Source organism: Arthrobacter sp. CMU6 (genome assembly GCF_059090205.1).
Window position 1 is genome coordinate 22698 of the sequence record NZ_JBNHFL010000002.1, and the last position, 22417, is coordinate 45114.

Sequence of the window (22417 nt, forward strand, 5' to 3'; positions counted from 1 at the left end):
CAAAGACCTCATCTAGGTTTCCGCCTGCCTGAACGGTGCGGGCATACGATAAGCGAGACCGGGCAAGTGCTTCCGCGGGACGGAGGCTGCGCCAGATTTACCTAACGGTCTCCGTGGCGTTCTTAAACTTGGAGGCAAACACCTTCAGTCCAGCCTGCAGCCCGAAGTAGGCCGATGGAATTTTCCCGGAGTGCAGAAGATGCCAGGCCGTCCGCACTGCCGGGAGGTCGGCAGCCAATACGACGTCCGCTGAGGAAAGCAATGCCAGCGCTGCAGGATCTGCGCGCACAGCCCGCCAGAAAACCCGCGAAGGGTCTGTCGGGCCGAGCGAAATCAGAAGGCGGCCCAGTGGTAGCTTGCGCAGCAGGGACTCTACCCGGTGCAGGTGCAGGCTTGCGAACAAGCGGTCAGGCAGGGGCATACGCAATGGAGTGAGCACGTGTGCGGCCGCCAGGTCCTGGGATTGAGAGGCCGGGCGCCGTGACAGCAGCGAAACCTTGACTTCTGTTCCGGATGCGTTGCTGAGCGCAGCCTGCGGGGAAAGGTCGCCCAGCGCCGAACGGAACAGCTGATCCGGTTCGGACTGCGAGCCAACCACGATGACGACGTGCAGGGGTTTATCCATGGTTGGCCTCCGCCACTAGTTCTGTCAGGTGCCCGATGCGCGGCTGCAGCTGTTTGTCCCTCGAAAGATGCTGTGCCCAGGCTTGGTTCCGCGCGTAGTCCTCCGCGCTCATCTTCACTGCCCGTTCAGCAGTCTCCAGCAGGGCGTCAGCGATGCAGGCCGGAGAAACTTCCTGCACGGGGAACCAATCGTGGTGGCCGTTGAGGATGGAGGAAGCAGCTGATGCAGGATGGTGCAAAGAAGCGATGGGGAGTCCAGTGGCGGCATATTCAAAAACCTTGCCGCTCGTCACGAACGGACTTTTGCCGATGATCAGCAGAAGCGCATGGAAATCATTGTAGACATCTGCAACTTCTGTCTTGCTGACCGGTCCGCCGTAGGTCACTGCGTCCGGGCCGTACTCTTCCAAAAGCTTCAAAGTGTTTGGGTCCGGTTCGGAATAGTGTCCCAGCCGGCCTCGAATAACAAGCCTGGACCGCGCCACCAACGGCGAGCGCGAACGCGCCAGGCGCCAACCTTCGAGGGTCTCCTTCAGCGGTATGGGACCGTAGATCGTGCCGAGGTAGCCGAACGTGATCCCACCTTCGTCTGTGAGGGCGGGAGGCTGCTTGCCATCGAAATTCTTTGCAAATTCGGCATCGAAGGCGTTCGCCACAACGTGGTAGTTATCGGAGTTTTCTGAGTATTCCCGGGCGTGCCAGTCACGAATGGGAGCATTGACGAACCAGACTTCTTCCGCTGCCCTGAGCATTTTTCGCTCCAGGCGTGCAGAGCGATTCATAGGGGAACCAACTCGCTTCCCCGTGTAGACATCCATGTTCCACGCGTCTCTGTGATCGACGACGAAGGGGACACTCGCGGTGCGGTGGAGATGCCATCCCGGCAGCAGATCGACATTCGGGTTCGCCGACCCTACGACGAGATCGACAGGAGATTCCTTGTGAATGCGCATGGTCTCCTGGAGGAGAGCCTTGCTCCACCCTCCATAGACGGGCTCCGGAAAAGATAGGAGATCCTTTTTGCCCCGGAGGAAAGTCCACAAGAGGTTTGACTGCAGCCTCGAACGTGACCACTTGGACAGGTCCGGCTCGCCCCGTACCCAGTCGAAAGGTGCGCGCACCACCCTGATCTCCGGATGTACTAGCTTTTCCAGAGCTGTGTCCGTCCCGGTCTGGTACTCGAAGACCTCCCGTGTGGCGGTCAGCACCGTCACCTTCCAGCCTGCCTCAACAAAGGCGTTGGCGGTGGCCAAGGCACGGTAGACGCCCGCACCCCGTGAGGGAGGGAACCCCCAAGCGACGTACATCAGGTGGGGGCGCTTCGGTGAACTCACTAAATTCCTTCCGGTGTTCTGACCGTATTACTGTACCGTCCCGCGTCTGGGACCCGGCACGTGTGCTGCCCGGTCCTGCCTGTCTGCTAGGTTCGAACCATGACCAGAAACGACCGGAATCCCCGGGTTGTGCACCTTTTTGACTGCGCGGATGTAGGCGCCACGCTGGTCCGGGCGGGCCGGGCCCAAGGTCAGCCGTGGAGCCACTTGCCCGCCAGGGACACTGCCCAGGATGGTGCCGATCTGCAGGGGTGGGCCAACAGGTGGCGCGGAGTCGCGACGTGGACGGCCCGGCGCTGGGCGCTGACTTTGCCGGCCGACCTGCTCCACATCCATTTTGGTACCCGGGTTGACATCGCAACACGCTGGCCCCGCCGCCCGTTTGTGGTCCATCTCCATGGCACCGATATTCGGGAGTTCTACCAGGATCCCCGGCAGCGGGCGCAGATCCAGTGGGGTGCCGACAACGCTCAAGCCGTTTTGTATTCCACGCCCGACTTGGCAGAGCATGCGCTGCCCGCCCGCTCCGACGCCCGCTACCTGCCCAATCCGGTGGATTTTTCAGAACTGCCCGGCTGGCAGCCAACGCCCGAGCCACGCGTGGTTTTTGCCTCCCGCTGGGAGGATTCAAAAGGAGGAGCTGGGCAGCTTAGGGTTGCTGCCGCCATCGAGGACGCCCTGCAGGGTCGTGTGGTTCTTGAAGGACTCGACTGGGGCAACATGGCGGATGAGGCAAGGGCATTGGGCGTGAACCTTGTTCCGAAGATGCCCAAAGCGGCTTACCTGCAGTGGATGGCAGGAGCGCACTGCATCATAGGCCAGTCTGCCGGAATCATGGCGATGAGCGAATTGCAGGCCATCTCGATGGGCATTCCGGTTGTGATGAATGTGGGCGAGAACTACTACACAGAAGCGCCGGTACTTCAGGGTGATGGACCGGAGGGCCTGGCAGCCCAAGTCTGCCGTGTAATAGAGGATCCCTTGGCCGCGTCCGCTCAAGCCAAGGGCAGGGAATGGGCCGAACGGTTCCACGGTCCGCAGACCGCAGTGGATACGCTGGCACGCATCTATCGAGAGGTGCTTGAACCGTAGTCGCGCCTTGCCTAACCGCCCCACCCATCACTAGCCGATTGCACGCATGGCCTCCAGCCAAGGCCGAACCGCAGACTCCGAGGAGAGTTCGCGGGCAGCCTTGTGACTGTTTTCCTTGAATTTCTGTACGGACTCCTGTGTCAGTGACTGCAATGCGGTACGGAAGGCATCAGCACTGAAGTTCTCTGCGACAAGTCCCAGTTCATGCTCGTTGACAATGCGCGCCATCTCCGGCGAGGGACTGATGACAATCGCCAGACGTGCCTGAACATACTCGAAGAGCTTGTTGGGAAGCGCCATCTCGTAGTTGTAGTTGGTCGGCGGAAGCAGGAACAAGCCGACGTCGTACGCGCTTAGCGTCTCAACAAGTTCGCTGTAAGGGACCGGATCCCGGAAGGTCACATTCGGTACGTCAGCGGCGTACTCCTTCAGGGCTTCCACGGCTCCCTCGCCTGTCGACATCAGCATGAACTCGAGGGTCGCCCCTTCGACTCCCCGCATTGCGTCCACCATCAGGTCCAGCCGGCGTGAAGGATTCGACCCGCCGCTGTGGACCATTCTCAGGGGGCCTCCTACCGGACTTGGGGAGGTCTCAACGTAATCCGCAGCGTTCGTGACCACCTGTGCGGAAATTCCATACTTGCGCTGATACGCCTGGGCAAGCCCTTGAGCTACGGTGGTCACCGACGCCACCTCCTTCACGCGCCGCAGGTGCCACCGGGAGTAAGGCAGTCCCATGATCCGCCAATTCATGCCGCTGCCCGGCGAGCGGGGCTCCCATTCGTGAAGGTCTGCGTGTACGCCGCCGCGGGGCCTCAGCAGCTGGGCCAGCGGGACGGTATTCACATCGTTGGCGATGATGATGTCGAACTGCCCCTGCGGAATGTTCTTCAGCACGAAGCGGACCCGCGGTTCGTGACGGTAGAACGTCCCGAAGTTCCGCGATGCGAGGTAGGCGCCGGCGTACTTCAGCTCTTTCGGCCACCAGCCGGATTCTGACCAGGGGATCTCATAATGTTCTTCAACTGCGTCCGGCGCGGGTCCGAATCCACAGGTCGATACTGAGTACTCCTCCCTCAGGATCTTGAGCTGGCGCAGGACTCGCGGGTCACGCCTCAGGGGAGAAAAACTCAGGAGTAGGACGCTCTTTTTCATTGGATCAGACTATCGCTAACCAGTCGGAGGCTTGCGGCGCCGGCTTTTGGCAAGAACATGAAGGACTTTCTCAAGTAACCTGATCCCTGTATGAAAAATCTATTTGCAGTCCTGCGGCCCCTGCTTTCCACCTTGCCGGCGGGCAGCCGACGCTTCCTGTTGAGCTACGGGATAGCAAGTGCATGTCTGGCCCTGCTGGACATGGTAGCGCTGGGAATGATCGCGATGCTGCTGCCGTCGCTCGTAGCCAACAAAGCGGTGACGCTCCCGGTCCTTGGCGACGTCTCCGAGCACGTACTGCCCATACTCGGGGCGGTCTGCACCCTGATCGTTCTTAAGGGCGCACTGGCCGTCCTTCTTCTCCGCATCGCCACCCGGCGTTTCGCCCAGCACGAAGTTGCCATCGGTGACCGGCTTTTTGCAGCGTACCTTGCGTCACCTTGGGAAGACCGGCTCAAGAAAAATTCCAGCGAGCTTATCCGCATGGTGGACGTGGGCGTCGGCATTACGGTGTCCGGCGTTCTGATTCCCGCCATGACGCTGTTTGGCGAATTTGGCACATTGCTGGCCGTCATTGCTGTGCTGTTCGTGGCAGAGCCGCTGATCGCCGTCGTGTCCCTGACTTATCTGGGGCTTATCGCCTTCCTTCTGGCGCGCGTCATCTCACCCAGGGCGGTCAGTGCCGGTAGCGAGAACCGCAAGTGGTCCGGTCGTACCGTCACGATGCTCACCGAAGCCATGAACACTTTGAAGGAACTGACACTCGCCGGCCGCGCCGGCGACGTCCAGGAGCAGGTGAGCCTGACGCGGACGCGGAGCTCAACCGCCCGCGCCCAGTCGATCATGCTGGCGCAGGTGCCTCGGTACGTTCTCGAAACAGCTTTGATCATCGGCTTCGCGCTCGTGGGCGGCGTCGGGCTGGTCACCGGTGGCCCGGCCGGCGCGGTGAGCGCGGTCGGGCTGTTTGCCGTTGCCGGTTTCCGCCTTGTCCCTTCCCTGACCAGGCTGCAGGCCGTCCAGTCCCAGGCGAACTCCAGCGCCTCGTTTGCCAAACAGGTCATGCGGGACATCAAGAGCGGCGAACAGTTGCTGGTTGCAAAGGCAACCGAACGCCCGCAGCGAAAGCTTGGGCCTGGTAAGACGGACATCGTTCTCCACAACGTCTCCTTCAGCTACCCGAACGCGGACCAGCCAGCGCTCAAAGACGTGAACATGACCATCCCGGCGGGAACGCACGTAGCGCTGGTTGGCTCCTCCGGCGCCGGTAAATCCACCCTGGTCGACATTCTTCTGGGTCTTCTGGAACCCAGTGAGGGATACATCGAGGTCGCTGGCCAAAATATGGAGTACGTGCTTGACGATTGGCGGAAGCGAATCGGGTACGTTCCCCAGGAAGTCTCGCTCTTTGACGCGACAGTTGGCCAGAACGTGGCACTGACGTGGAACCCCGCCAATGTCGACCCCGACAAGGTCAAGGCCGCCTTGCGCCGCGCTCAGCTTCTTGAGACGGTGCTTGGCCGCGAGGGCGGCATCGATGCCGTCATAGCTGAACGTGGCCTGGCAATGTCCGGGGGCCAGCGCCAGCGGCTCGGGATAGCCCGTGCCCTGTACAACGTCCCCAAGGTCCTGGTCATGGATGAGGCAACCAGTGCCTTGGACACCAGCACGGAAGCCGCCGTCACCAAGGCCATTAATGAACTCCATGGAGAAGTGACGGTCATCACCGTGGCACACCGGCTGTCCACGATCCGCCATGCCGACATAGTCTTCTTCATGCGCGACGGACGCGTGGTCGCCCAGGGAACATTCGACGAAGTCGTGGAAAGTGTTCCGGACTTCGCCGTCCAAGCGGCGCTGGCTGGCCTCAGCTAGTCCCTGCCAGCGATTCCGCGCCGCAAGCGCGCGGAGATTTGTCATCATCGCAGCCCGAGGAAACGGGCAGGTACTAGTGAAGGCGGCTTCCCCAACGGGGAAGCCGCCTTCGTTGCGCGAGGACGTTTAGCTGGCGGCAGAGGAGTACGAGACGGTGGCTGCCGTCCCCACAGACCCCGCGGTGAAGGCCGCGCCCCATCGGCTTCCGGTTGCCGGGTAGTACCGCAGCTGTCCGTCGGTCTGGACGGCCATTACGCCTTTGCTGGCTGTTCCGGCAAAACCCTTGTTGGCGGAGAACTGACGGAACGACTGCCAGCCGCTGCCGACCGTCTTCCTGGCTTCCGCGATGAACCTGTTGGCGCCCGTGGAACGATAAAGCCGCATGTTGCCGGCGGCATTGACGGCGAGCAGGTCCTGCTTGCCGTCAAAATCGAAGTCGATCATGGCGAGCTTCAGCCCTGACCAGCCAGCTCCGATACGCAGCGGAGCGCTGACGGTCCGTCCGGTCGCATTCGCCCAGTAGTAGAGCGCGCCGTCGGTGCCGTAACCCACTAGGCCCGGGTACCGGGACCCGGAGACCCATTTGCCCGTAACGAAGGTGGTCTGGGCAAAGCCGGACGGGGCAACTGTGAATGACGAGGCAAACCCGCCCGACGCCGAGCCCGGGTACAGTGACAACATGCCGTTGGACTTTTGCGCCAGGATGTCGGCGACGCCGTCGCTGTTCCAGTCCACAACGTTCAGGGACTTCATTCCTGACCAGGCGACCCCGATCTGGTAGGGCCTGCCCAAGGAAGAATTCCCTGCCGGACGGTTCCAAAGCCCGCCGGCGGCATCAACGGTCAGCACGTCCGCAGTGCTGGTGATGGCCCGTCCCCTTACGAGGAGCCCGCTTCCCCCAATGAGAAGACCATTCCAGCCGGAGGGCAGCACCGACTTGGCACCCAACGTGCCGGCTGCCAGGGGATAGTAACTCAGCTGTCCGGAACGGTCCCGGGCCAGCAGGCCGTTCGAACCGGCGGATGCGAAGCCCTTGGCCGGGCTGATGCTGTTCATCATGTTCCACCCGCTGGCCAGGAGCTTGCGTGCCTCGGCAACCAGCGTGCCCGTTCCGCCGGAGCGGTACAGCGTCATCCGGCCCAGGTAATCGACCGCCACCAGATCTTGGTTCCCGTCGCCGTCAGCGTCTGCCATGGAGACATCGGTCCGGGCAAACCCTGAGCTGAGGGTTGTCGCAGGGGCGAGCGCGCCGCCGGAGGGGTTTGCGCGGAACTGGAGCGTGCCGTCTTCCCTGCGGACCACGACGCCGGGATACTTGGTGGCCTTGATCCAGTTGCCAAAGGTGACGTCAGCTCCGGACAGACCCGAGGCGAGAACAGTCCGTGCCGCAAAGCCGCCGGCGGGCAGCCCGGTTTGGATTCCCAAAACCCCGGTGGAGCTCAGCGTGGCCAGGTCCTGGATGCCGTCGGCATTCCAGTCGGTGACGTGGACGGACGCCAGGCCGGTAAAGCCGGTGCCAATTTTGGCGGCGGTCCCCAGAGTTCCTGTTCCCGCGCTGCGGCGGTAGACATTGCCCGAAGCGTCAACGGTCACGACGTCCGAGGCGGAGGTTATCGAGGGTTTCGCGGGCGCCATGGAGACGTTGATCGTTTCGCCGCCTGCAATGAGGTAATTGGTCCAACCGGTTCCGATGGCGGTGACGGGACCCCACGCTGACGTGCCGGGGACCGGATAGTAGTAGAGCTGGCCGCTGGTGTTGCGCGCCATGAGGCCGTTGGTTCCGGCCCCTTTGAAGTTCGTGGTGACGGTGACGCTTGTCATCTTGTGCCAGCCGCTGCCGATGGTCCGGCGGGCCTCGGCTACGAACGCCCCGCTGCCGTTTGTGCGGTACAGGAGCATCTGGCCGGCCGGGTTTTGGGCGAGGACGTCCTGGTTGCCGTCACCGTCGAAGTCCATCATGGTGAGGTTAAGCCCGCCCCATCCCTGGCCGATGGCCGTTCCTCCGCTAACGCCAGAACCGGACGTGTTGCGCCACAGGCGGAGCACACCGGAGGCGTCACGAGTGATGATCTGCGGGTAGTAGCTGCTGTTGTACCAGTAGCCCACCGTCAGCTGATAGTTTTCCCAGCCCGACGCCGCGAGCACAGGGCCGGTGGCAAACCCGCCGGCGGCGTTCCCCAGATAGACGTTGACCCGCCCGGTGTTCCACTGGGCAACGAGGTCAAGAACGCCGTCGGCGTTCCAGTCGATGGCGTTGATGGACCGCAGTCCGCTCCAGCCGACGCCGATCTGCTTCCGTGTGCGGAAAGTCCCGCTGCCGGTCGCCGGATAATCCCACAGGATGCCGGAGGAGTCGGCCGCCACCACATCGCCCAACGATGTGATGGAGGGCGTGGGCACGGCGCCGTCGGCCGTTGCGGCAAACTTCTGCAGGCTGGCGAGCGTTCCGTTCCACGCGTTGGAGTCGCCGGCGAACGGACCGGTGGCACTGTACTGCCAGATGCTGTAGGTACCCCAGCCGTTGGGCATGGAGCCTACGTAGCGTGAGTAGGAGGCCAAGTGCAGCGGTTGGCGGCTGAAGGCGCCGGAGTTGCCGGTGCACTGGGTCCACCAGTCGGTGGTCGTGTAGATCATCGGCAGGCGCCCGGTCCTGGCCACGACCCTGTTGGAGAAAGCCGCGATCCAGTTGACCATCGCCGCCTGGCTCAGGTTGTAGCAAGTGTTTCCCAACGAGGGGTAGGGGTTGTACTCAATATCGAGAAGCGGCGGCATGGTCTTCCCGTCGCCGGACCAGCCGCCGCCGTTGTTGACGAAATAGTCGGCCTGGGCCGCGGCTGTTGAAACCCCGGGGAGGGCAAAGTGGTATGCCCCGCGGATCATGCCCGAGGCCAGCGCCCCGCCGTACTGCGTGCTGAAGTAGGGGTTCTTGTACGTGGTCCCTTCGGTGGCCTTCACATAGGCAAACCGCGCCCCCATGCTGTACTGGGCCGCCCAGTTGACACTTGTCTGGTGGCTGCTCACGTCCAGGCCCTGAACACCGGGTGCCATCCAGGTGTTGGCCGCTTCGGTGGAGATCGCGTTCAGGGACGATGCGGTGGACTGCTTTGCGAACGTCGCGGCCCGGCGCTTGACGCCCTGCCCGAGGTAGGCGCCGTCCTTTCCGATTTCGGCGCGCAGGGCAGCCATGTCGATCGGCGGCGGTTCGGGCTGGGCTGCGGATTGGCTCGCTTCCACCGAAGCCGGGCCGGTCACATTCTGCTCCGCGGGCTGGGAGGGAGTGGCCGTTGCAGCAGGTGAGGGGGACGCCGGAGCGGTCGACGCCGGCCGTTCGGGGGAAGGCGGAGTTGTCATGGTAGCGGGATCTGCCTGGGCCGGGAGACCGCCGCCCAGGCAAAGCAACGTGGACAGGAGGGTGGTGCCGCTCAGGAGAGCGACGCGCCTTGCCTTCAAGGCGATAGCCGCGGAGATTTTGCTATTCGGGGAACAATTCATGTGACACTCCGTAGCCTTCAAAATTCCGGGCAGAGAGCCGGCTCGCGGCTGACGTCTTCGCCGTCTTGAGTCCCATCACGCCGGCGGCGATGTAGGCGGCCATCCTAACACTGAAGAGGCTGATGTTACTAATGGTGCTTATGTGATCCCTGTAACGAAAAGGGGGAGCGCCGCCCCGCTGGCGTCAAGCCCGGGCTGTGACTAGCGACTTAGTTAACAGCGCCGCCGTGACCCCGCATAAAATGAGGGCCATGAAGGTTTTGGTTACCGGCGGCGCCGGGTACATCGGTTCACACACGGCTCTTTGCCTGCTCGAGGACGGGCACGACGTCGTCGTGCTGGACAACCTCTTGAACTCAAACATCGAGGCAGTCCGCCGTGTTGAAGAGCTCACCGGCAAGAAGGTGGAGTTCCGCGAGGCCGACCTGCTCGACGCTGCTGCTGTCGACCAGGTCTTTGCGGAGGGCGGGTTCGACGCCGTCATCCATTTCGCTGGCCTGAAGGCCGTCGGCGAGTCCGTGGCGAAGCCGCTCTGGTACTACAAGAACAACGTGGTGGGCACGCTCAACCTGCTTGAGAGCATGGAGAAGGCCGGTGTCCGTCGGCTGGTCTTCAGCTCATCGGCCACTGTCTACGGTGCCTCCGAGCATGTTCCGCTGATCGAGAAGTCGCCGCTGGACGCGACGAACCCCTACGGCAGGACGAAAGAGCAGATCGAGGACATCCTGTCCGACCTGAGCGATGCCGACCCGCGGTGGAGCATCGCGCTGCTGCGGTACTTCAATCCCGTCGGCGCACACGAATCAGGCCGCATCGGCGAGGACCCCCACGGCATCCCCAACAACCTTTTGCCCTTCGTGGCGCAAGTCGCGGTGGGACGGCGCGAAAAGGTCATGGTGTTCGGCAACGATTACCCCACGCCGGACGGGACCGGGGTCCGGGACTACATCCACGTCATGGACCTCGCAGCCGGCCACCTGGCGGCGCTGAACTACCTGCAGACAAAGACAGGCGCGTTCCGCTGGAACCTCGGGACCGGCCGCGGTTCATCCGTCCTGGAGGTCATCGATGCGTTCGGTGCGGCTGCAGGGCACCAGGTTCCCTTTGAGTTCGCACCCCGCCGGCCGGGGGATGCAGCAGTGAGCTACGCCGACGCCTCGGCGGCCCTGGCGGACCTGGGTTGGTCCGCGCACCGTGACCTGACCCAGATGTGCGCTGATCACTGGCGCTGGCAGAGCGCAAACCCCTACGGCTACGCGGGCAACGACTAAACAAGTTCCTGCGAGACTGCCCGGCACCGGGCGTAAGCAAACGAAGACCCCGCACCGCCTCGTTGAGAGGCGGCGCGGGGTCTTCGCAGCTCTGGGGTGTTCGCGGTTCTGATGATCCGCCCGGGATCCGCCCGCGCCGCTCTTATGGAAGCTGTTTGGCGATGTAGGGTGCCAGCGCGCGGGCATATTCAGCACTGATGTGTGAAAAGTCCCGGTACACGATCATGGATCCCACGACGGGGTAGCACAGCTTGTTGTCGCAGAACTGGTTCCGCAGGACGATTCGCTTCACGCCTTCCGCGGACATGGTTTTCGCCGCGTTCGTGATGGCCGTGTTCGGGGGAATCGCCTTGTTCACCGGAACTGCGCAGGCGAGTGCATCCTGCTGGCGTGCGAGGCATGTCGGAACATATTCACCGGTTGTCCGCGGAACGTCGTCGAACACCACGACCTTTTTGCCCGCGGCAAGCCACTGGCGCCACACCTCGGCGAAACCGTCAACGGCCGGATTCCGCAACGACTTGTTGTCGGGGGATTCGAACGAGAATGCGGTCGAATAGGATGCCGCGAAGACCGTGCTCACGGACTTGTTCCCGGCCAGTTCCCGGGTGACCTTTTGGCCCCAGGCCAGGCAATCCCGCTGATTTGAGTCGGTCTTCTCAGAGGCCTGGATCCGGACGGCCGCCGTCACAGGGCAGGAACTCTTCGTATAGGTCTTGAGGTGCCAGCCGCGGTCCTTAGCTAGAGTCTCCAGGGCCGGGAACCAAGCCGTCGCATGGGAGTCGCCGACGATAGCCACGGTTTCCTTCGCCTGGGAAGCGTCGACGCCGAGGTCGCAGCTCACGATGTCGGTACCGACGGCATCGGCCTGGCACCCGGGATGCAATGGCTGCGTATTCTGCTTGGCGACCAAGGCGGGCGCAGGACTCGGCGGTTCGTTGCCGATGACAGGACCACAGCCGTTCTCTGGGTTCAGCGCGCCAGGTCCGTAGCAGGCTCCGAGTTCGGCGGAGTGGTCCGGGCTTGACTCGGAATAGGCGGCCGGGGTCAGCCCGAAGCACATCGCCACTGTCAGCGCCATGCCTACGGCGGCGAACAGGTATGCCCGCAGGGATTTTTTCAGGAGCCGGCCACGCCGCAGCGGATCCTCAACTGCCAGCTTGGTGATCCAGGCCAGCAACGTGGAGGCCAGCAATATGAGCAGCTTCTCCAATGTCCCCAAGTCATGGCGAAGGAGGAACGGAAGGACGACGATCAGCGGCCAGTGCCACAGATATACGCCGTACGAAACGTCGCCCAAGAAGGTCGCCGGGCGGCGCGAGAGCCACCAGCGGGGTGTCATCCGGGCGGGATTTCCGCTGCAAATGAGGACCAGGGCAGTACCCAGCACCGGCAGCATGGCCGTCCATCCGGGGAACGGGGTGGCACTGTCGAACGTCAAGGCGGCATATGCGATCAGGGCGATTCCGGCCCAGGCGAGAGCAGTGGCCAGCCTTCCGGAGTATTGCCGTCCATTGAAAACGAGCGCGGCGAGGCCGCCGGCGGCGAATTCCCAGACGCGGGTGGGGGTCACGAAGTAGGCGACGGACGGGCTGTGGGCGGTCAGGAAGACCGAGTAGATCAGCGAGGCTGCGCCGACGAATCCTATGCCGGCGATCATCATGCCGCGGGGCGAAGACAGCGGACCCAGTCTGGATGCTATCGCCGGCCATCGGGCGATGAACAAAAGCAGGGCCACCAGCAGGGGCCACACGAAATAGAACTGCTCCTCAACCGAGAGCGACCAGTAGTGCTGAACCGCGGAGGCATCATTGTGCTGGGCGGAATAATCGACGGAGTCAGTGGCTAGGACCCAGTTTTGAACATACAGGGCGCTGGCGCCGATCTGGCGGGCCGCAACCTCCCATAGCGTGGACGGGATCCAAAGGAAGGCCGCGACCAGGGACACCAACAGAACCAGGAGCGACGCCGGAAGGAGCCGTCGGATCCTCCTCGCCCAGAACCGGGCCAGCCCCAGGGTTGAACCGTCCTGGACCTCACGGTACATGTGGGAAGTGATGAGGAAGCCTGAGATGACGAAGAAAACATCGACGCCGACGTAGCCGCCTGTGAGGCGCCCAGGCCACAGGTGGTAGAGCACCACCAGGAGGACGGCGACAGCTCGGAGGCCTTGGATCTCTGGCTGGAACTGGCTTGTTGCCGGGGCCTCGCGGACCGCAGATGGATAATTCCTGGACGTCTCGAGGATTCGGATGGCAGGCACAACGACCAATTTTATCGCGAAACCGCCTGGCGCTGCGAATAAGGGGCATCGGAGCAGATGGCCGACGGACAGTCGGTTATCCACAACTGCGCTTTTTCTCTGTATTCGCCGGAAACTATCCCTTAGCTTTAACCCAGATGTACTGCCTCCGCTGGGGGCGGCAGTCGTTCGGGGGAATTCATGGATGCAGTACGCATTGTCGAGGATGAAGTCCGGGAGCTGATCCGTCGGCGGGGTCTCGATCCGTTGCACCAGACGGCCGAGGTCAGGCGGCTCGTGGAAGCGGCCGTGACCGACTATGACGAGCGCGCCCTCATGGGTCCGCTTCCGCCGCTTGGGCCGCTGGAGCCGGCCCGGCGGTTTATCTTTGATGCCGTGGCCGGGTTCGGGGCCCTCCAGCCTTTGCTGGATGATCCGGGGATCGAGGAAATCTGGATCAACGCGCCTGTCAAGATTCCATAAGTGTTGCCTAGCCGCTAGCCTTGCTGCATGACTTCAAGCGTGCAGGCCTGCGGCATCTACGCCCGTATCTCTTCCGACGACGGAACCGCCTTGGGCGTCGCCAGGCAGATAGAAGACTGCACGCGTGAAGCGGAGCGCCGCGGATGGCCCGTTGTCGAGGTGTTCACGGACAACGACGTATCAGCCTCGAAAGCCAAGCCCCGCCCTGAATATCAGCGGTTGTTGGCGAGCATCGAATCCGGGCACATCGACGCGGTTATCGTCTGGGACATTGACAGGCTCACCCGCACGCCGATGGAGCTAGAGGGGTTCATTATCATCACGGACCGCCACCGCGTGGCGCTCGCGTCCGTTGGCGGGGAAGTGGACCTCAGCACGCCGCAGGGGCAGCTTACAGCGCGTATCAAGGGCAACGTGGCCCGCCATGAGGTACAGCAAATGTCACGCCGTCTAAAGCGAAAATTCCAGGAGAACGCCAAAGAGGGCAAGCCGCACGGCGTGACCCCGTTCGGTTACCGCCGCGAGTACATCATTAACGACCAGGGCAAGCAGGGTTACCGGGAAGTCATCGTGCCGGAGGAAGCCGCCGCGATCCGCGAGCTGTACCGGATGGTCATAGCGGGGGAGTCCCTGCGCAGTCTCGCCAAGTACCTGAACGATAAGGGCTTCACGACGGGCCGCGGTAATCCGTTCATAGGCAGCGTTGTGGGGACCATGCTCAGGAAGCCGCGCTACACAGGGCACCGGACCGTCAAGGGGCAGATTGTCGGCGAGGGTGTTTGGGAACCGATCATCGACCAGGACACGTTCGACCAGGCGCTCGCGATCCTCACGACACCCGGGCGCCGGCACTCCCGCGGCCTCGAGCCCAAGTACCTGCTTTCAGGGATCGTCCTTTGCGGGCGCTGCGGGACTGCCATGCGGCCCAACATCCACAAGCCAAAGCCTGACGGCAGGCAGCGCGGTCCAGCGTATGTCTGCCCCGGCTGCATGAAGCTCACACGGCAAATGGCGCCCGTAGATGGCCTAGTGAATGACTTTATGGTGGCCTACCTGACCAAGTTCCGGCTGCGCTCTACACCCGCCGGCAAGCCCGATGCACTCCTAGAGGCTCAGAACTCCCGTGACGCCGTATTAGCCCGCATGGACACCCTCGCGGACAGCTTCGCGGTAGGGGAGATTACCGCCCGGCAAATGGCACGCATCAACGAGCAGCTACAAGGGCAACTGGAGGCCGCGGAACGCGACATCAGGCGGTTGCAACCAAACAGGATCCTTGAGGGCATGACAGGGCCAGGAGCAGCGGCAGCGTGGGAGTCCACGACGCTCGAGCACAAGCGGACGATTATCCGCTCCCTAGTGAAAATAACGATCCTGCCCAGTGGGCCGGGCGTGAAGTTTTCAGACGACCAAGTTAGGTTCGAGCCGCTGGACGTTGCGTAACAAAGCGCGGCAGTGCGTAATAATATCGAATTCACGCCACACATCGTGTGATCTCTATCACACTTTCTTGACCCCGAGCCTGTGGATTACTGCGGAAAATGGTTACTTCGCGATACCGCTACGGGCTCGGTCAACTTGCGCTTTCCTTGACCGGGGGAGGTGGGTTTAGATCCCCCTATCCCTATGAAAAACCCGCGCCAATTAAAGAAGCGTGCTCAATTCCGTGTTGACGGGAGTCGTTTTTACATGCCCCGACACGCCAAAATCCGGGCAAGTCGACACGCCGATAATCGCGTATCTAGCAGTAGCAATTCGCCTGTGGATAGGCAGTTTTTGGGCCCTGTGGTGACGCGCGGCTTGCTCTGTTAATCGCAGAGGTTGACTGTCATTATTTAAGTAGGCCCCAAGGACAACGAAGTGAAGCCGCACACCTCTGCCAGGAGGTTGCGGCTTCGTCACGTAAGGCCAACCAAAGTAAAAACGCACCGCTCAATGGTGCTGCATGACTATTAAGGAGTCATCTGTTGGTTCACGCTGCCCCGGATCCGCGCTCATACGGATCCGAAGATACCAGAACTGTACCGTCCAATCCGCTTCGTAAGCAAGCCGAACGCGCAGCTTACATCGAGTCCATACTCGCGGACTGGCCGGCCCCCACACCCAAGCAAGAACGAACAGTCGGCGCACTGCTCGGAAACGGCAGCGGCGGCATCACAGAGGCCGAATACCGGCACTGGGAAATCGTTCGACACCTGGACGCCGAAACGGGCCGCAATGGCTACTTCACCGCGGAGAACGCAGCTTGAGCGCCGATTGGCTCGCAGAAGCCTATGGCGTAACCGATGCCGTCACCCCAGCCGATCCGACCGCAAACCCCGTGCTCAAGTTGCGGCGCCTTAGCGAGATGAAAACGCCGCCCGCGACAAAGTGGCTCGCCCGAGGCTGGCTGCCGCGGAGCGAGATAACCGTTCTGGTTGGTGAAGAAGGCATTGGAAAGTCTCTGCTCTGGGTTCGAATGGCAGCAAACATCACAACCGGGCGCGCAGACAAGTCCGTCAACATGCCAACGCGGAAACCGGCAGACGTTGTTGTTATCGTCACCGAAGATTCAGCCGGCGAAGTCCTGGCCCGCCTCAAGCTCGCGGGCGCCGACATCAACCGAGTGTTTGTCTTCTGTGCCGAGGAAGACGGCAGCGGCAACCCGGTGTTCGGGAATGCCATGAACGGCGACATGCTCACCCTTGACGCCATGCTGGGGCAGGAGGACGTAGAACCGGCCCTCGTTGTCGTGGACGCATGGGTGGACACGGTATCCGGGAACCTCGTGCTCAAAGACTCCCAGCAGGCACGGCAGGCAATGCACCCGTGGAAGGTCCTAGCCCAGCGCCACAACCTGGCCGTGATGCTGCTGACCCACACGAACCGACTCAACACCGCTAACACCCGCGACCTTATGGGTTCTACTGCCGTGCTTCGTCAGAAGGCCCGCATGGTGTTATTCGCGGCCCGGTCACGCACTGACAAGGAATCGGGCATCCAGCATCTTTGGGTGGGCCCTGATAAGTCGAACGTCACCGGGATAGCCAATGCACTGAAGTTCAACGTCACGGTGGAGCAGGTCAGGGATCAGTCTGATGACGACCCAGGCACCACGGCACACCTGACGGCCCCTGCTGACGCTTGCATGACTATCCGGGACCTCATCGCTGATTGGAAGCGCGAGGAGATTGAAGCGGATCGTAAGCCGACCAAGAAGGAATCCGTACGCGAAGAGCTGGTGAACTACGTGGCTGGGCGCGGCGGGACGGTTCCGAGCAAGGAACTCACCGCGCATCTTGAAGAGCTGGGCTTCGGCAAGAGCAGTATCGAGCAGGCCAAAAAGGAATCCGGGCACACCAGCAAATCAGGATTCGGTGGAGCTTGGGTGTTCAGCCTCCCAGGTCATCTGACTGCCCAACTCACTAGAGAACCCATCACTAAGGCGATTAGTGAGATTAGTGCCTTTAGTGAGAACGAGAGTACTAGTGCCGTCGAAGATCCTATTCTCCCTATTCTCACTAACTCCCTAAGTAGTAGTGGCTTGGTTAGTGAGTTGGCTTGCCCGCTTCATCCCACACCTAAACCGAATGTTTGCTTCACTTGCGACGAAAACAGGAACGCAGCATGACTTACACGGAAGCCGAAAAATGGCAGCATCGGGCGGCGATACGTCAGGGCATCATCTCGAAGCTTGAGAAAAAGCTGACCCGCTCCGAGGCCGAACTAGTCGCCGTCAAGGCTTCATTGGACGCCGCTAACGCACGGCTCGCCATGTATGACCACCGGGAGGCCGCATGAAGCTCACACGGGACGACCTCGCCAACCTCTGCGAAATCTACAAGGCCAAGGCCCTCGAGGAACACGCACTGTTTCGGAAATGGCAGGCCAGGGCACTCGAAGCCGAGCAGCGCCTCGCGATCTACGAGCCAGGAGACGACTGATGCAGCCCACTGACGCTGAACTCGCCGCCTACTGGGAAGCCCAGGCCCGCCACTATCGAGAGCTTTCACTAAGGCTTCACCACCAACTACTAGCCACCAAGAATGAACCCGAACGACACACGGACCGCGGCCTACAGCGCGACCCGGTGGGCGACAAAGTCGCAAGGCGAATAGACAACCAGCGAAAGAAAAGGAACCCACGCAATGGCGTATGACCCATACACGGAAGCCCGCACCCTCGACTGGACGTGGGAAAGCCAATGCGCACTCTGGCGGGAACGCGCACTTCATTCCGCGCAACGCGCCGAACACTACAAAGCCCTAGCCCAAGCCCTCCGCAACGGCACCACCCTCAAGACCACCAAGGAAAACGCCTGATGGACCGACCGTTCTACAGCAAGGCCGCGAACTACGAGGACAACATCCGAGAGGGCCGCAACCTGACCGCGTACCCCGCTTACCTCACCAGCCCCACCGGACCACAACCCGGGATCCTTATCCGCAGCGGCCACCGCGTCCGGGCTGTCATCCCAGCAGTGGACGCTATCCGGCTCGCAAACGAAATCGCGGACTCAGTCGAGGCACTGGACCGCCCGACTCCTACCCACCCCTAAGCACAACTCACCAATCCCCGAACAGCAGAAAGAAACTCATGTCTTACAACCTCGCCCGTACCCCTCAAGGCCAGAAGGCCGAAACCATCCAGACCACGTTCCGCCAGCAGTCCGAATACGTCCGGGCCAACAACAAGCTCACCGACGCCGGCAAGCGCCAGGAACTTGCCGCCGTGTACCTCGAAGCGAAGAAGCAGCTCGCAGAACTCAAAGCCGACATGGAGCGGAGCCGCGCCTCTCGCATCAACTCCCTGCGCCGCGACCTGTTCGGCGCGGCCGGCACCTCGGACCCGCAGCGGGCCATCAGCTTCCGCGATGCCCAGGAGCGCGTGAATGCCCTCGATCACGGCGACTCTGACAAGGCCGCGAAGCTGCTCGACCAGGCGGAACTGTCCGGCGACGATGTCATGGTCAAAGCAGTCATCCAGCGGTCCATCGACATGTCTTGGGTGGACGTCGCCAACCAGTACATCGAGAAGCACCCCTATTACGGGCAGAAACTCGAAGAACTCTGGACGCTCTCGGAGCCCGCTGACGGCCTCGACACCGTCGGCCTGATGAACGCCACGGTCTTCCAGGTCAGCAAGCCCGGCGAACTAGCCCACCTTTGGGACGATAACCAGTTCGAAGCCGTCGCCAACGGCGCCTAACACTTCACTCCGAAGGCCCCCGCTGATCACCAGCGCCGGGGCCTTCGGAGTTTAAAGACCCACCACGGACCACGCAGCCCGCTCACGGTGGGCTTTTTTGTGCCCAAAAGAAGGAAGAAATGCCGCTCTACGCCTACGGCACCATGCCGGACCCGCCCGAACCCGTGGCTGAAACCCAGCACGAGGAAACAGAAACAAACGAATCTGAGGAAGACAACTAAATGGCTTTCACTTTTGAGCAGCTTCTCGCTGCTGACCCGTCCAACCCTGCGAACATCGCGCAGAACGCTTCTATTGTGATCTTCGCACCTGGCGACCCCACCATGACGCCATTGTTCATCAAGGATCCGTCCGGTACCCCGCTGCCTAACCCGTTCCCGGTGAACGCTAATGGGTTCGGGCCGGCGTTCGCTCATGACACCTTGGACCGTGTGGCCTGGAGTGGTGGCGGCTTCACCGGCTTTGTGACCGCTTATGAGGGGCTTAAGGACGTTGCTGTGGCTGCTCAGGTCGCGGCGGAGACTGCCGGGGCAACCGCGGCGGCAGCCGCTCAGGCAGACCTTGAGGCCCGGATCGCTGCTGGACAGTTCAAGGGTGACAAGGGCGCAGACGGCGCCAACGTCCTGCCCACTCAGCAGGCCGTTGAACAGGCCATCATCAACGCCGGCCCCGCGAAAACGGCACTCGATACGACCTACGCCCGCGCCGGCCTGGGCGGTCTAGTGCTGGACGTGACCGCTGGACCGTACAACGCCAAGGGCGACGGGACAACCGACGACTACGCGGCGATCAACAACGCCGCCGCGGCCCTGGAAACGTTCGGCGGCGGAACCCTGTTCCTGCCCAAGGGTGTCTACCGGACCAGCGCTTACCTGCGCCCCCGCAACTACGTCCGCTACCAGGGCGCCGGCATCCGCCGCACCATCATCAAGCCTTACCAGTCCGCCGCGTTCACCGGACACGGGACCGTGGGGGCCCCTATCGAGTCTCCGCAGTGGTTCGACATGACCTGGGACGGCTTGGACATCCCCGGCACGAACAGTCTCAAGGGCCAGTTTTCGGAGTTCCTGCGCAACGCGCACTGGGAGCGTGTGGAGTGCAAGAACTTCACCGCTACCGGGTTCGGTTCGGACTTCCTGCCCGGTGGCCGGTACATCAACTGCATCGCCTCCGGTAACGGGCGCGGCCAGGCGGTACATGACCCCGGCATGTCAGGGTTCGGTATCGGTACGGGCAAGTACGACGTGGAAGATGTTCTCGTGCAGGGCTGCATTGCGTTCGGGAACACTAACTACGGCATCTTCGTGGAGAAACAGGGCGGCGTCGGTAACACCCCGTACTACTCCAAGGGTGTCCGCATCATCGGGAACTACACCTACGGCAACGCCTGGGGCATCGGCGGTTGCGGCGTGGACTCGCCCGTGTACTCGGACAACATCTGCGCCGGCAACAGCTACGACGGCATCACACTCCATGAGGGGACCGGCCTTGCACCATTGGGCCAGCCCGACAAGAAAGCCATCATCAGCGGCAACCAGTGCTACAGCAACGGGCGCGACGGCATCAACATCGACTACGAGAAGAACTCCCTCGCAGCGAACCAGGCCTACCACATCATCAGCGGCAACAACTGCTACTCGAACACCCGCGACGGGTTCCGTCTCGTGGGCTCGAAGTGGGGTTCCGACGTGGTTCGCGGCATCAAGATCCACGGAAACAAGTTCAGCCGAAACGGCGGTGAAGGCATCAACATCGTCACCGCGACCGGCGCGGAAACGACCGTGCATATCGATGACCTCCACATCGAAGACAACGACGTGAACGGCAACGCGCTCAACGGCATACGGTTCAGCGAGAACCTGGTTCGGCCCGTCGTCCGAGGCAACATCTGCTTCGATGACCAGAACACGCGCACGCAGGTGTACGGCATCCTCACGGACACCGGGCACACCCTCACGGACGCGACCGTGCAGGGTAATACGCTCGTGCAGAACAAGACTGACGCGGCGAAGTTCGACGCCACATGGGCCGGGTACACGCACGTTGCCGGCAACAAGGGCTATTACCCGTCATGGGCTGTCGTCACACTGCCGGGTGCGTCACCGCTAACCTACACGGCGGGCGTGACACCGGAAATTGTGTACTTCGCCGGGACCGTCACCTCGGCGCAGTTCAAACCGCGGGCTGCTGGCGGGTTCATCCCGCTAGGCACTGGTGGTACGGGCATCAGCACGTTCCAGCTCGAGCCGGGCGACTCGGTGGAAATCTCCTACACCGGCACACCGTCAGGAGTGAAAACCATCCGCCGCCAGTAAGTGAACACGAAGAACCCCCGTCTAAGGCCGGTGGGGGCCTTTGCGTCAAGTTACTTCCAAGGTCGGCCAAATAGGTTGTACGCAGGATCAACGGTGACCCCCCGGCCAATGTTTGATCCCTCGCTGAGGAGGCCCCGCACAACTGGCGTCGTGCGGGGCCTCTCCCATGCCGACCCGATCAGGGTTGGGTTCTCGGCTGCGCCTCACGGCCAGCAACCGTGTTCCCGGCACTGTTGATGAAGGCCTCACGGCTGATCTTGTCGAAGTTCTTCCACGGGGATGGCGCGCCGATCTTCAGCCGATGAGCCGTGAAGTGTTGGCCGTGGACTCTAGCTTTGACTAGGTTCGGCCCCCACTCCTCCAAGACCCAGCTTTTCCGGACAAACCTTCGGTAAACGTAAAAGCCCAGGATGTCGTACATCGCCATGGCCCGGTTGACCTTGTCGTACTCGTCGGAGTCTTCATCCTCCATCAACTTGGCAGCATCCTCGGGAGAGTTGACCTTGTTGTAAAGGATCTTGCGTCCTTCCTGAACATGCAGCTCGGTCAGCTTGTCATGTATGCCGAGGAAGGCGTCGCGCTTGGATTTCCTAGCGCTCACGATGAGAGCGAACAGCGACAAGACCAAGGCCGCTGCCGCAAGAGCTAGTTGTGACAAATCCTTCAGCTCGAGGGAGGAATCAGGCCTGATAAAGGCTGTCACGAACAAACCCACGATATGGGAGACAACAAGACCCGAGAGCAAGCCAGTGCCGAAAACAATGGACCAAATAATACGCACTGGTGAAGTCTACGGGTCAGGGAACGCCGACGTTGTCCCTGAGCTGACCAACCGTGAATCAGCAGGGGCCCTACACCCCCACCCACAGGTAACTGTGCCTCCTCCCGTCTAGTCGCAGAAATCCCTCCGCGCTCCCAAACAATAGGCCCTCAGCGGCCCTGTGAGGGCCGTAGGGGCGCTGGAACTGTATAGGGCTCGTGAGGGTTAAGAGGCGCTATTTCCGGCCCTTTAAGGGGGTCTTTTCTATTTAAAGGATGTGATGTTTATGGCTGCGCCGAGAGGTCTAAATTCCCCGGGTCGCAAATTGTGGGACGTTTCCACTGCTGAATTTGATTGGGCCGAGCACGAGTTGGCTTTGCTCGAGGAAGCTTGCCGGGTTCGGGATCGGATTGTGGAGCTTGACGCCGCGGTGAAGACTGACGGGCTCATGATTCCCAGTTCGCAGGGCGCAAGGGTTCATCCTGGCGTTGGTGAAGCGCGGCAGCAGCGGCTAGCCCTGGCTAGGTTGCTGGCCACACTGCGAATCCCCGGCCTAGATGACGATTTGCCAGCGTCTCGTGGTGTCCGCG

General features: G+C 61.9%; 17 protein-coding genes and 1 pseudogene. 12 read left to right on the top strand and 6 right to left on the bottom strand.

Annotated features, from left to right (window positions below; translation table 11 throughout):
* Positions 1-97: 97 nt before the first annotated feature.
* A complete protein-coding gene (locus tag AC5RWD_RS01465) occupies positions 98-625 on the bottom strand; it encodes a hypothetical protein (protein ID WP_494018349.1) in 528 nt (175 codons plus the stop codon).
* A complete protein-coding gene (locus tag AC5RWD_RS01470) occupies positions 618-1958 on the bottom strand; it encodes a glycosyltransferase family protein (protein WP_494018350.1) in 1341 nt (446 codons plus the stop codon). Before AC5RWD_RS01470 ends, AC5RWD_RS01465 begins: the two co-directional genes overlap by 8 nt.
* Before the next feature lie 309 nt (positions 1959-2267).
* On the opposite strand from AC5RWD_RS01470, the gene AC5RWD_RS01475 reads away from it, so the two are divergent.
* Complete coding sequence (locus AC5RWD_RS01475) at positions 2268-3050, top strand: glycosyltransferase family protein (RefSeq protein ID WP_494018351.1); 783 nt, start codon at positions 2268-2270, stop codon at positions 3048-3050.
* A 30-nt stretch (positions 3051-3080) separates the two neighbouring features.
* On the opposite strand, the gene AC5RWD_RS01480 is transcribed toward AC5RWD_RS01475, so the two are convergent.
* The gene (locus AC5RWD_RS01480) at positions 3081-4205 is read right to left on the bottom strand and encodes a glycosyltransferase (RefSeq protein ID WP_494018352.1); all 1125 of its coding nucleotides are present in this window, start codon (positions 4203-4205) and stop codon (positions 3081-3083) included.
* Positions 4206-4295: 90 nt separating this feature from the next.
* On the opposite strand from AC5RWD_RS01480, the gene AC5RWD_RS01485 reads away from it, so the two are divergent.
* Positions 4296-6077, top strand: coding sequence for an ABC transporter ATP-binding protein (locus AC5RWD_RS01485; protein WP_494018353.1), 1782 nt, complete (start codon positions 4296-4298; stop codon positions 6075-6077).
* A 126-nt stretch (positions 6078-6203) separates the two neighbouring features.
* Here AC5RWD_RS01485 and AC5RWD_RS01490 read toward each other — a convergent pair whose 3' ends face one another.
* Entirely contained in the window at positions 6204-9428 is a 3225-nt protein-coding gene (locus AC5RWD_RS01490; RefSeq protein WP_494018354.1) for a GH25 family lysozyme, read from the bottom strand.
* A gap of 392 nt (positions 9429-9820) precedes the next feature.
* Here AC5RWD_RS01490 and galE point away from each other — a divergent pair, with 392 nt between their 5' ends.
* On the top strand, positions 9821-10840 hold the full coding sequence (gene galE, locus AC5RWD_RS01495) for a UDP-glucose 4-epimerase GalE (RefSeq protein ID WP_494018355.1): 1020 nt from the start codon (positions 9821-9823) through the stop codon (positions 10838-10840).
* 142 nt (positions 10841-10982) lie between these two features.
* Here galE and AC5RWD_RS01500 read toward each other — a convergent pair whose 3' ends face one another.
* Positions 10983-13103: an acyltransferase family protein gene (locus tag AC5RWD_RS01500; protein ID WP_494018356.1), complete on the bottom strand. Its 2121-nt coding sequence runs from the start codon at positions 13101-13103 to the stop codon at positions 10983-10985.
* A 180-nt stretch (positions 13104-13283) separates the two neighbouring features.
* Here AC5RWD_RS01500 and AC5RWD_RS01505 point away from each other — a divergent pair.
* The 9 genes and pseudogenes from AC5RWD_RS01505 to AC5RWD_RS01545 form a co-directional block, all read left to right on the top strand.
* Positions 13284-13559, top strand: a pseudogene (locus AC5RWD_RS01505) (CpaF family protein); the annotation flags it as partial.
* Between the two features lie 33 nt (positions 13560-13592).
* Positions 13593-15008 carry a recombinase family protein gene (locus AC5RWD_RS01510; RefSeq protein ID WP_494018357.1) on the top strand — a complete coding sequence of 472 codons (1416 nt, stop codon included), beginning with the start codon at positions 13593-13595 and terminating at the stop codon, positions 15006-15008.
* Between the two features lie 802 nt (positions 15009-15810).
* A complete protein-coding gene (locus AC5RWD_RS01515) occupies positions 15811-17175 on the top strand; it encodes an AAA family ATPase (RefSeq protein ID WP_494018358.1) in 1365 nt (454 codons plus the stop codon).
* Positions 17172-17345, top strand: a complete 174-nt coding sequence (locus AC5RWD_RS01520) for a hypothetical protein (protein ID WP_494018359.1) — start codon at positions 17172-17174, stop codon at positions 17343-17345. Before AC5RWD_RS01515 ends, AC5RWD_RS01520 begins: the two co-directional genes overlap by 4 nt.
* The gene (locus AC5RWD_RS01525) at positions 17342-17488 is read left to right on the top strand and encodes a hypothetical protein (RefSeq protein ID WP_494018360.1); all 147 of its coding nucleotides are present in this window, start codon (positions 17342-17344) and stop codon (positions 17486-17488) included. Before AC5RWD_RS01520 ends, AC5RWD_RS01525 begins: the two co-directional genes overlap by 4 nt.
* A gap of 204 nt (positions 17489-17692) precedes the next feature.
* The gene (locus AC5RWD_RS01530; protein ID WP_494018361.1) at positions 17693-17866 is read left to right on the top strand and encodes a hypothetical protein; all 174 of its coding nucleotides are present in this window, start codon (positions 17693-17695) and stop codon (positions 17864-17866) included.
* Positions 17866-18102 carry a hypothetical protein gene (locus AC5RWD_RS01535; RefSeq protein ID WP_494018362.1) on the top strand — a complete coding sequence of 79 codons (237 nt, stop codon included), beginning with the start codon at positions 17866-17868 and terminating at the stop codon, positions 18100-18102. The genes AC5RWD_RS01530 and AC5RWD_RS01535 overlap by 1 nt, the downstream gene beginning before the upstream one ends.
* A 38-nt stretch (positions 18103-18140) precedes the next feature.
* A complete protein-coding gene (locus tag AC5RWD_RS01540) occupies positions 18141-18752 on the top strand; it encodes a hypothetical protein (RefSeq protein ID WP_494018363.1) in 612 nt (203 codons plus the stop codon).
* Between the two features lie 221 nt (positions 18753-18973).
* Positions 18974-21067, top strand: coding sequence for a right-handed parallel beta-helix repeat-containing protein (locus AC5RWD_RS01545; protein WP_494018364.1), 2094 nt, complete (start codon positions 18974-18976; stop codon positions 21065-21067).
* 178 nt (positions 21068-21245) lie between these two features.
* Here the strand turns inward: AC5RWD_RS01545 and AC5RWD_RS01550 are convergent, their stop codons facing one another.
* On the bottom strand, positions 21246-21848 hold the full coding sequence (locus AC5RWD_RS01550; protein ID WP_494018365.1) for a hypothetical protein: 603 nt from the start codon (positions 21846-21848) through the stop codon (positions 21246-21248).
* Positions 21849-22417: the final 569 nt, after the last annotated feature.

Coding starts and splice junctions, on each gene's coding strand:
- AC5RWD_RS01465 (WP_494018349.1), bottom strand. CDS start 625: ATGGATAAACCCCTGCACGTCGTCATCGTGGTTGGCTCGCAGTCCGAA.
- AC5RWD_RS01480 (WP_494018352.1), bottom strand. CDS start 4,205: ATGAAAAAGAGCGTCCTACTCCTGAGTTTTTCTCCCCTGAGGCGTGAC.
- AC5RWD_RS01485 (WP_494018353.1), top strand. CDS start 4,296: ATGAAAAATCTATTTGCAGTCCTGCGGCCCCTGCTTTCCACCTTGCCG.
- AC5RWD_RS01490 (WP_494018354.1), bottom strand. CDS start 9,428: ATGACAACTCCGCCTTCCCCCGAACGGCCGGCGTCGACCGCTCCGGCG.
- galE (WP_494018355.1), top strand. CDS start 9,821: ATGAAGGTTTTGGTTACCGGCGGCGCCGGGTACATCGGTTCACACACG.
- AC5RWD_RS01510 (WP_494018357.1), top strand. CDS start 13,593: ATGACTTCAAGCGTGCAGGCCTGCGGCATCTACGCCCGTATCTCTTCC.
- AC5RWD_RS01520 (WP_494018359.1), top strand. CDS start 17,172: ATGACTTACACGGAAGCCGAAAAATGGCAGCATCGGGCGGCGATACGT.
- AC5RWD_RS01525 (WP_494018360.1), top strand. CDS start 17,342: ATGAAGCTCACACGGGACGACCTCGCCAACCTCTGCGAAATCTACAAG.
- AC5RWD_RS01530 (WP_494018361.1), top strand. CDS start 17,693: ATGGCGTATGACCCATACACGGAAGCCCGCACCCTCGACTGGACGTGG.
- AC5RWD_RS01535 (WP_494018362.1), top strand. CDS start 17,866: ATGGACCGACCGTTCTACAGCAAGGCCGCGAACTACGAGGACAACATC.
- AC5RWD_RS01540 (WP_494018363.1), top strand. CDS start 18,141: ATGTCTTACAACCTCGCCCGTACCCCTCAAGGCCAGAAGGCCGAAACC.
- AC5RWD_RS01545 (WP_494018364.1), top strand. CDS start 18,974: ATGGCTTTCACTTTTGAGCAGCTTCTCGCTGCTGACCCGTCCAACCCT.